The following is a 9,881-nucleotide window of genomic DNA, read 5'->3' as shown; positions in this document are numbered from 1 at the left end:
TGGGGTAATACAAGCGGGTTGCGGGCGTTTTTCGCTACTCACGTCCACCAAACACCGTGAGAAGGTAGGCGAGGATGATAGCAAAGCGTCGGCACATGTACGCCCGCCGCCTTGGTTGCATCCAGTAAGGTGGCGCCCTCTTCAACGGCTAGTTGTATTCCATTTACGATGAGCTTTAGCATGACAACCCCTCTGATCTGATGGTTTTATAGTATTCAATAAACTTAATAATCACCAGGCCTGGTGTTATAAAAATATTTTTAGCCACTAATGAGTAGGTATTTATAGGTCTATTAATTCAGATCCTGATCCCTATAATGCGCAACACCGATAAGGCATGTCGTCTTTATGATAGGAACAAGTTTTAGCCGCTAATTAGTGGGACATAAGTCGAAAAAGTGATTGTCGACAACCCAGGCATTCTGACATACAAAACAAAAACCTTGGATACCCAGCTTCATTGGGTGCTATTTGTTTAAAAAAATGGTTACCCAATAAGGCTTGAGATGTTTAACCACAACCGATTTAAACAACTAAAACAGACCTTCAAGTTATTAGGTGGGGTGGGCGTTTATCGTCAACTGGCTCGCAAGGGACTGAATATTTATCGAGGCTTAATTCGTCAAGGTGGTTTGAAGCTCAAGATTATCAGTGGGATGGTGCTGGTGGTTTTTGTTGCCGTGGGTTTATTAAGCCACTTTTTAACTCAATTGCTAGAGCGTTCATTAACCGAGAAAGCCTACGAAGTTGGGCAAATGGCGGTCGCCAGAATTGCCGATGCCTCATTTAACGCGATTGTTGAAAGAACTTATGCGAATCGCATCAACCTATTAGAAATGCTAAAAGAAACCAAAGAAGCCCGAATGGATGGATTTTTGGACATCTCGATTTATGTGTATGAACGCAAACAAGCGCAACCCAGTTTTAACTATTTTGCCGGATTCATGGAGCAGCGCGACGCGTTAGAGGAAGCCAACTTAGTCAGCCAAATTTTAGCCAGTCAAGATCGCCAAATTTTACGTGACACGGTGACTTATAACGAGAATGGCCAAGCCGCCCAGGCGATCCGTTTTGTGAGGCCAGTGGTTTTTAATGTGGGCGAGCAAAAACACGTGGTCGGCGCGGTGGTTCTGCATTATGACCAAGCCGCGATTTTAGGCCCAGTTCGTCACGCCGCGCAAATTTCTAGCTTGATCACCCTGGGCATTCTGGCGTTGTCGATTGTGCTGGCCTGGTGGTTCTCGTTACGTTTAACACGGCCAATTTTACGAGTTTCGCAAGCCGCCAAACAGGTTGCGGAGGGTGACTTAAATACCAAACTCGACATCACCACCAATGATGAAATCGAAGACTTGTCTGATGAATTTAATAAGATGCTGAAAGGATTAAGAGAACATCAGCGTATGAGTAAGTTTGTATCTGGTTCGGCGATGAGCCAAATCCAGGATGATTCCGCGCAGATGATATTGGGTGGGCGTTATCGAACCCAAACCTTATTATTTAGTGATATTCGCGGCTTTACCGCATTAAGTGAGCATCGCGCGCCAGAAGAAGTGGTGGCGATCATCAATCATTATTTAGACTTGCAGACCATTATTATTCGTGAACATGGTGGTGATATCGATAAGTTTGTCGGCGATGAAATCATGGCCACTTTTGAAGGCGAAGGCGATTTGCAACGAGCACTTGAAGCCGGCGTCGCGATTCAACAAGCCATTGCGCAGGAAAATAGGGTTCGCGCCAAAGCTCAGCAGCTGACGGTGAATGTTGGTGTCGGCATTAATCGTGGTGAGGTGATCGTGGGAAATATGGGTTCACACGATCGGATGGACTTCACCAGTATCGGTGCGTCCGTTAATTTAGCCGCCAGATTATGTTCTGAAGCCGCACCGGGCGAAGTGTTAATCCAACAAGCCTTGTTTGCCGAATCGGCAAGTGAGTTAAGCGTCAATTCTGAGCGATCCATTCAGGTTAAGGGATTCAGTCAGCCATTAACGGTGGTGGCCGTTCAAAAGGCTAAGCCGTGAATAAGTTGATCAGCTTTGTGCTGGTTGCCATGCTATTTTTAACTGGTTGCGCCCCTGTTTTTATGGCGTTAAGTCCAGAACAAAAACTCGACTTTTACGAACGAGTGATCGAACAAGCGCAAGACCACCGTGAGCGCGCGTTGTTTCTAGAGCAGAAAGGGTTTCTAGCGAAAGCGCAGGAAGAATACGAAAAAGGCCTGTTTTTTGGTGACATTTCCGGGATTGATCCCGCGCAAGTGGAAAACCTGAAAAACCGCATTAAAAACGAGCGTCAAACCGCTTACGTCCGAGCACAACGCGCTTTTACACAAGATAATGAGCAAGTTGCTTTAAAAGCATTTAACCAAGTGTTAAAGCTGGATCCTCATTATGAAGATGCACAACAACACTATGATGTCTTGTTGAAAGATCCGAAAAATACTGCGCTTTTAAAGGAAAAAACAGCCCAGCTAAATCAGTTTTTAAGTCAAAAACATCTTTCAAACACACAACGTCATCAGCGTGATCAAGCGGTTAATGAGGTTTTAAATCTGCGTCATGACCATCGACAGGCGTTTAAATATTTGCTCCAACAATATGAGCTAGAAAGTCAGGAAAAGAATATCGGCATGGTTCACCTTCGCCAAGCCAGAGAAGCGTTCGCCCGAAACGATCTTAAAGCCGCCGAAACCGAGTTTAAAAAAGCCCAAACCTTTAGCGTGACGCAACAAAAGGCGACACGCGGTTTGGTTCAATTGCAAAAACGCAAAGATGCGATTTACCTAACCGCTTTGGCTAAAAATGCATTGGCGGCGAATCAAACTCAAAAAGCAGAAGGTTATCTAAAAAGAGCCTTAGCGGCTGAGAGAAACTATCAACCAGCGCAAAACTTATTGGCCGACCTACGCCAACAACATAGAGAAGCAAATGCGCAAGTTAAACTCACGCAGGGTCGCCAGTTATTAAAGCAAGGCCACTATATTCAAGCGCTTAATCAAGCTGGGGCGGTATTAATTGATGACCCAAAACATCCAGACGCATTGGCGCTTAAAGCCGATGTAAATAAAACGATTAAGCATAATAGTGCCAGACTGTTAAAAGAAGGTGAGTTGTATTTTAACCAAAACCGGTTTGACGAAGCGTTGGCGCGTTTTGAAATGGTGTTAATCGTTGAGCCGGATAACCAGATTTGTAAAACCTATGTAGTGCGCATTAATAAACGCCGCGAAACCATAGAGATGTTAAGCCGCTAAATAGCTGACCACCAGGCCTGGTGGTCAGAGACATTCCGCTATCAATAAATAAAATTAAACCGTCCTATTGGCCAACTAATTCAACTAGTTTGCAAAATCTTCTGGGTCGTAGCCTAGGTTGGGGGCGAGCCATTTTTCGGCTTCGGCGATGGTCCAGTTTTTGCGTTTGGCGTAATCTTCAGCTTGGTCTCGGCCAATTGAACCGACACCGAAGTATTTACTTTCTGGATGCGCAAAATACCAGCCTGAAACCGCCGCCGTCGGTGTCATGGCGTAGCTGGAGGTTAAATCCAAACCGATTTCGCTATCCGGTTTTAGCAACGACCAAAGCGTACCTTTTTCGGTATGTTCTGGGTTGGCCGGATAACCGGGTGCCGGACGAATACCACGATATTTTTCTTTAATCATTTCTTCGTTGGATAGCTGTTCATCAGCCGCGTAACCCCAGAATTCTTTACGCACCTTTTCGTGCATATATTCCGCCAAGGCTTCGGCCAAACGGTCGGCTAACGCTTTGAGCATAATGGCTTGATAATCATCATGCGCGGCTTCAAAGCGTGCAATGTGTTCGTCAATGCCAATGCCGGCGGTGACCGCAAACGCGCCAATGTAATCTTCAAGCACCAGGCCTGGTTGTTGTTTATTGGCTTTGGGGGCGATGTAATCGCTTAAACATTGGTTGTATTGGCCCGGTTTTTTCTCGGCTTGTTGACGTAAGTTGTGTAAACGCGTTAGCACCTTTTCACGTTGGTCGTCTTCGTAAAGCTCAATATCATCAACCACAGAGTTGGCTGGATAAAAACCTATGACGGCACGCGCGGTTAACCATTTTTCTTTAATAATGGTTTGCAGCATGGTTTTGGCGTCGGCAAACACTTTGCGTGCCTCTTCGCCCACTAGCTTGTCGTCTAAAATTCGTGGATACAAACCGTGCAAATCCCAAGACTGGAAAAACGGTGACCAATCGACTCGATCCAATAACGCCGTTAACGGAATATCGTCAAACACTTTGGTGCCCAAAAAGCTAGGTTTGGGCGGGGTGTAGTTTGTCCAATCAATCGGAATCGGGTTTTCGCGTGCTTTATTGAGCGGCGTGCGTTTAACTTGTTTAGAACGTGCTTTACGTTCTTCACGCAGTTGCTCATATTCTTCGCGAATTTTGGCGGCATAATCGACTTTTAGATCATTCGAAATCAAGCTTTGTGCTACGCCCACCGCGCGTGAGGCATCTTTAACATAGACCACCGGAAAATCGTATTGTGGTTCGATTTTCACCGCGGTATGGGCTTTCGATGTGGTTGCACCACCAATCAATAAAGGCAAGTTCATGCCTCGGCGTTGCATTTCTTTAGCGACGTTTACCATTTCTTCCAGCGACGGCGTAATCAGGCCAGACAAGCCGATTACATTGGCGTTTTCTTTAATGGCGGTGTCGAGAATTTTTTCGGTCGGCACCATTACACCTAGGTCGATCACGTCAAAGTTATTACATTGCAACACCACGCCCACAATGTTTTTGCCAATGTCATGCACGTCGCCTTTAACGGTCGCCATCACAATTTTACCTTTGGCTTGGCCAGTGGATTTTTCCGCTTCTAAGAAAGGTTGTAAATAGGCCACCGCTCGTTTCATGACACGCGCAGACTTGACCACTTGGGGCAGGAACATTTTGCCCGCGCCAAACAAGTCGCCCACTACGTTCATGCCATCCATTAACGGGCCTTCAATTACCATCAAAGGCGAACCTAATGTGGTGCGTGCTTCTTCGGTGTCGGCTTCGATAAAGTCGGTGATACCTTTAACCAGCGAGTGCTCCAAACGTTTGACCACGTCGGTTTCGCGCCATCTTAAATCGGATTCTTTTGATTGTACTGAGCCGTCACCACGGAACTTTTCCGCGACTTCAAGCAAGCGATCTGCTGCACCGGAATCTTTGTTCAACACCACATCTTCAACGGCTTGTTTTAATTCCGGGTCTAGGTCGTCGTACACCGCCATTTGCGCGGCGTTAACAATCCCCATGTCCATGCCTTTTTGGATGGCATAATAAAGGAAAACAGAATGGATGGCTTCACGCACCGGGTTATTGCCACGGAAAGAGAAGGATACGTTGGATACGCCACCTGAAATCAGCGCGTGTGGTAGATTTTTCTTGATCCAATCTACTGCATTAATAAAGTCCATCGCGTAGTTGTTATGTTCTTCTATGCCGGTCGCGATAGCGAAAATATTTGGGTCAAAAATAATGTCTTCCGGCGGGAAGCCGTTGGCGACCAACAAATCATACGAGCGTTTACAAATTTGTTTTTTGCGTTCAAAAGTGTCGGCTTGGCCGTCTTCGTCAAACGCCATAATAATGGTGGCCGCGCCATAACGCTGGATCAGCTTGGCTTGGGCTAAAAAGTTGGCTTCGCCTTCTTTTAGCGAGATCGAGTTAACAATGCCTTTACCCTGAATGCATTTAAGACCAGCTTCAATCGCTTCCCATTTTGACGAGTCGATCATCACCGGCACGCGCGCCGCATCGGGTTCACCGGCTAGCATGTTCAAGAAACGAGACATGCAAGCTTTGGCATCCAACATGCCTTCGTCCATGTTAACGTCGATGACTTGCGCGCCATCGTTGACCTGTTTAACCGCGATTTCGACCGCTTGTTCGTAGTTATCTTCAATAATCAAACGTTTAAACAAGGCCGAACCTGTGACGTTGTTACGTTCACCCACGTTAACGAATAGGCTAGAATCGCCAATATTCATCGGTTCTAAACCGGATAAACGACACTCGATTTTTGGCGTGGGTATCTCACGTCTTGGATGGGCTAAAGCCGCATCTGCCATGGCTTTCACGTGATCGGGCGTGGTGCCGCAACAACCACCGATAATGTTTAACCAACCGCGTTCGGCCCAAGTCTGCACCTCGGCGGCCATCTGTTGGGGGGTTTCGTCGTATTCACCAAATTCGTTAGGCAAACCGGCATTTGGGTGAACCGAAATATAGGTTTCACAAATACGGCTGAGTTCCTCGACATAAGGGCGCAATTCGGCAGGGCCAAGTGCGCAGTTTAAGCCGATACTTAAAGGCTTCGCGTGGCGAATCGCGTTGTAAAAGGCTTCGGTGGTTTGGCCGGATAACGTACGACCTGAGGCGTCGGTAATGGTGCCAGAAATCATAATTGGCACTTCTTCGCCCAGTGTGTCTTCAACTTGTTTAACCGCGAAAATCGCGGCTTTGGCGTTCAGTGTATCGAAAATGGTTTCGATCAAAATTACATCCGCGCCGCCGTCTAATAAAGCTTGGGTGGCTTGTACATAAGCCTCAACCAATTCATCAAAATGTGTATTACGGAAGCCAGGATCATTTACATCCGGTGAAATCGAAGCGGTGCGGTTTGTTGGGCCGAGCACCCCAGCGACAAAACGTGGTTTGCCGTCTTCGTTTTGTGCGATCTCACAAGCTTCGCGTGCGATTTGAGCGGCGTGCAGGTTAATATCACGCACTTGCGATTCCATATCGTAGTCGGCCTGCGCAATCGTAGTGGCGTTAAACGAATTGGTTTCAAGCAGGTCGACGCCCTGGCGCAAAAAGCTTAAATGAATATCGCGAATTAACGGCGGCTGAGTTAACACCAAAATATCGTTATTGCCTTTGATATCCATGTGGTAATCGGCAAAACGCGTGCCACGGAAATCGTCCTCAGACAATTGCAGGTTTTGAATCATCGTCCCCATCGCGCCGTCTAACACGACTACGCGCTCTGTTAGCAGGCTTTTAAGTTGGGCAATGCGTTCTAATCGTGGACTCATAATAGACTTCCGTTTGTGCGTTTAAATCAAAGTGGAATATTTTAACTCAATTCCTACCAAAACGCCTGGTTAAACACAGGTATTGAGTGCTTGCTGAAACATGGGGGAGTTTGTAATATAACTAAAATTAACACAAGGAGAAGGTTTATGAGCAGTGTAGTAAGAGGCAATCGTCCATTACGGTTTTTTGCAATGATGATGGTGGTGTTAGTCATTGTGGCGCATTTTTTAGGCCAAATTGATTTAACCGAAAACTGGATTTTCTGGATTATGTTAGCCATGGCCGCCAACGCGATTCAGGCGAGTTTTAGTGGTTTTTGCCCGATGTTTAAAAACGCACGCGGCGAATGTGTCGCCTGTGGCGTAGTGTGCGACACACCAAAAGACAAAAGCACAAACGAATCCGGTTGCGGCTGTTCAGATTCCAAAAAAGATTAAATAAACCGCACCACCAGGCCTGGGTGCTTCTGAGTGAAACGAAGTACCGCCCAACTGGCTAAAAGATCCTTCGACTAGTCTCAGAACGACCCGCTAAAAAGCACCAAAAATAACAACGCTCCTTAAGGTCTGCATTGCTTTATAATTACCCGATAGATTTCCCGCCCATTTGCCTCGCCCCATTCATTACGACAAAGGTTTACATAGGTTTCATATGTCATTTTCAAAACTTGGACTAAGCGCGCCTATTTTAAAAGCCGTGTCAGAACTGGGCTATCGCCAACCCACCGACATCCAAAAGCAGGCGATCCCGATTATTTTATCCGGTCGGGATCTGATGGCCGCCGCGCAAACCGGAACCGGTAAAACCGCGAGCTTTGTTTTGCCCATCTTAGAAAAACTCAGTGCCGAAGGCGAATTACGTGGCCGATCCATCCGCGCGCTGATTTTGACCCCCACGCGTGAACTTGCGGTTCAGGTTGAAGTCAATATTGCGCAGTACGCCAAGTATCTAAACCTGAGTTCTTTAGCCGTTTATGGCGGTGTTGATTCCCAGGCGCAAAAAGAACGGCTGGAGAAAGGTGTCGATATTTTGGTCGCCACGCCAGGCCGGCTTTTAGATATGGCTTATCAGCGTGCGTTGTTTTTTGATGACCTAGAAATTCTGGTGCTCGATGAAGCCGATAGAATGCTGGATATGGGCTTTATCAACGACCTCAATAAAATTATCGACCGTCTGCCAGGCCATCGCCAAAGCCTGCTATTTTCTGCGACCTTAACCGACGATGTGCGTTATTTAGCCGATACGGTTTATGATGACGCTGCCGAAATCACCATCTCACCGCATAAAAAAGCCGCGCCCAAAATTAACCAGTGGTTAATTACGGTGGATAAAGATCAAAAGTCGGCTTTATTGAGTTATTTCATTATTGAACAGCAGTGGGATCAGGCACTAATTTTTGTCGAGAAAAAACACTCCGCTGCCAAATTGGTCGAGCAGCTTGGTAAACGCGGCATTGTCGCCGACTCGATTCACAGTGGGCGAAGCCAAGCGGTTCGCGAAAAAATATTGGCGGATTTTAAAGCCGGAAATTTGCGCTTTTTAATCGCCACAGGTATTGCCGCACGCGGTATTGATATTGATGGTTTGAGTCGCGTGGTGAATTACGACCTACCTTATCCTGCAGAAGATTATATTCACCGCATAGGCCGAACAGGGCGTGCAGGCGCCTCGGGAGAAGCCATCTCGTTTGTCTCAAAAGACGACTTCAAAAACCTCTGCGCGATTGAAAGCCTGCTAGGTAAAGTGATTCAGCGTAAAGAAGTTGACGCTTTTCCGGTTAGAAAAATCGTACCTATTTCTATTTTGAACTACCGCCCAAAACATCTGAAATAACCAGGTCACCAGGCCTGGTGGTTGTTAAAGAATAAACCTGTTACTGAGCCGTAAAGCCGCCATCCATAATCACCGGTTGGCCGATCATAAAGCCCGCGTGTTCAGAACACAGCCATAAAATCGCCGAGGCGATTTCTTCAGGCGATCCTAAACGACCTATCGGCGTGCCCGCGTTTAAAACTTCTTCCATTTTCGGGTCTTTCTCAAACAAACCCGCCACCATCGGCGTTTTAATCACACCCGGACAAACCGCGTTAATGCGCACCCCTTGTTTAGCGTATTCCAGTGCAGCGGTTTTAGTCAGTTGGATCACGCCGCCTTTAGACGCGCAATAAGCCGGCATATTCTGAAACCCAACTACGCCCGCGATAGAAGCGATATTTACAATGCAACCACGGCCTTGTTTAAGCATCTGCGGAATTTGATTTTTCATGCATAACCACACACCTTTCAAATTGATATCAATCACTCGATCCCAATTTTCCTCGGTACAATCCGCCGTCGGTGCGCGATCACCATCAATGCCTGCGTTATTAATCGCAAAGTCCAAACGCTGATAAGTCGCGATGGTTTGCGCCACAAGGCTTTCAACCTGCCTTGGGTCAGACACATCGGTTTTAACAAAGCTGGCTTCACCCCCGGCTTGCTTAATCGCCGCGACCGCCTGCTCACCTTTCTCGGTTTGTACATCTGCAATCACAACTTTAGCGCCTTGCTTAGCAAACGCCTGCGCCGTAGCAAACCCAATCCCAGAACTCGCGCCCGTAATCACGGCAACTTTATCGGTATATTCAGTAGACATATGCCTCCTCCTTATGTGAGATTAACCTTAAACAACGGGTCTTTGATAGCGAATTTCGCCCCACCCATCACCACTAGGTATTTAATAATCTTACTCTTTAGAGGCAGAAATACAATTGATTTGAAACAACAAGAACAAGCTTAAAGACTTAAACGAGTAAAGCACCAGGCCTGGTGGTTATC

7 protein-coding genes are annotated in these 9,881 nt (G+C 46.8%); 4 read left to right on the top strand and 3 right to left on the bottom strand.

Going from position 1 to position 9,881, the window contains the following annotated elements; genetic code table 11:
- Positions 1-38: 38 nt before the first annotated feature.
- A complete protein-coding gene (locus IBX48_RS09035) occupies positions 39-182 on the bottom strand; it encodes a 2Fe-2S iron-sulfur cluster-binding protein (RefSeq protein WP_296833503.1) in 144 nt (47 codons plus the stop codon).
- Between the two features lie 324 nt (positions 183-506).
- On the opposite strand from IBX48_RS09035, the gene IBX48_RS09030 reads away from it, so the two are divergent.
- Together IBX48_RS09030 and IBX48_RS09025 are read left to right on the top strand one after the other, a co-directional pair.
- Positions 507-2,027 (top strand): adenylate/guanylate cyclase domain-containing protein, encoded by a 1,521-nt coding sequence (locus tag IBX48_RS09030; protein WP_296833500.1) that lies wholly within the window; start codon positions 507-509, stop codon positions 2,025-2,027.
- Positions 2,024-3,259: a tetratricopeptide repeat protein gene (locus IBX48_RS09025; RefSeq protein ID WP_296833496.1), complete on the top strand. Its 1,236-nt coding sequence runs from the start codon at positions 2,024-2,026 to the stop codon at positions 3,257-3,259. Before IBX48_RS09030 ends, IBX48_RS09025 begins: the two co-directional genes overlap by 4 nt.
- An 84-nt stretch (positions 3,260-3,343) precedes the next feature.
- Here IBX48_RS09025 and metH read toward each other — a convergent pair whose 3' ends face one another.
- Positions 3,344-7,063 (bottom strand): methionine synthase, encoded by a 3,720-nt coding sequence (metH, locus tag IBX48_RS09020; RefSeq protein WP_296833493.1) that lies wholly within the window; start codon positions 7,061-7,063, stop codon positions 3,344-3,346.
- Positions 7,064-7,210: 147 nt separating this feature from the next.
- Between metH and IBX48_RS09015 the strand changes: the two genes are divergently transcribed.
- Positions 7,211-7,501: a DUF2892 domain-containing protein gene (locus IBX48_RS09015; RefSeq protein WP_296833490.1), complete on the top strand. Its 291-nt coding sequence runs from the start codon at positions 7,211-7,213 to the stop codon at positions 7,499-7,501.
- Between the two features lie 214 nt (positions 7,502-7,715).
- Positions 7,716-8,897 carry a DEAD/DEAH box helicase gene (locus IBX48_RS09010; RefSeq protein WP_296833487.1) on the top strand — a complete coding sequence of 394 codons (1,182 nt, stop codon included), beginning with the start codon at positions 7,716-7,718 and terminating at the stop codon, positions 8,895-8,897.
- Positions 8,898-8,937: 40 nt separating this feature from the next.
- On the opposite strand, the gene IBX48_RS09005 is transcribed toward IBX48_RS09010, so the two are convergent.
- The gene (locus tag IBX48_RS09005; RefSeq protein WP_296833484.1) at positions 8,938-9,699 is read right to left on the bottom strand and encodes an SDR family oxidoreductase; all 762 of its coding nucleotides are present in this window, start codon (positions 9,697-9,699) and stop codon (positions 8,938-8,940) included.
- Between the last annotated feature and the right edge of the window lie 182 nt (positions 9,700-9,881).

The sequence above is a fragment of the Thiomicrospira sp. genome (genome assembly GCF_014859555.1).
Lineage (GTDB): Bacteria > Pseudomonadota > Gammaproteobacteria > Thiomicrospirales > Thiomicrospiraceae > Thiomicrospira.
Note: the sequence above shows the minus strand (reverse complement) of the source record. Positions and strands in the feature narration are given on the sequence as shown.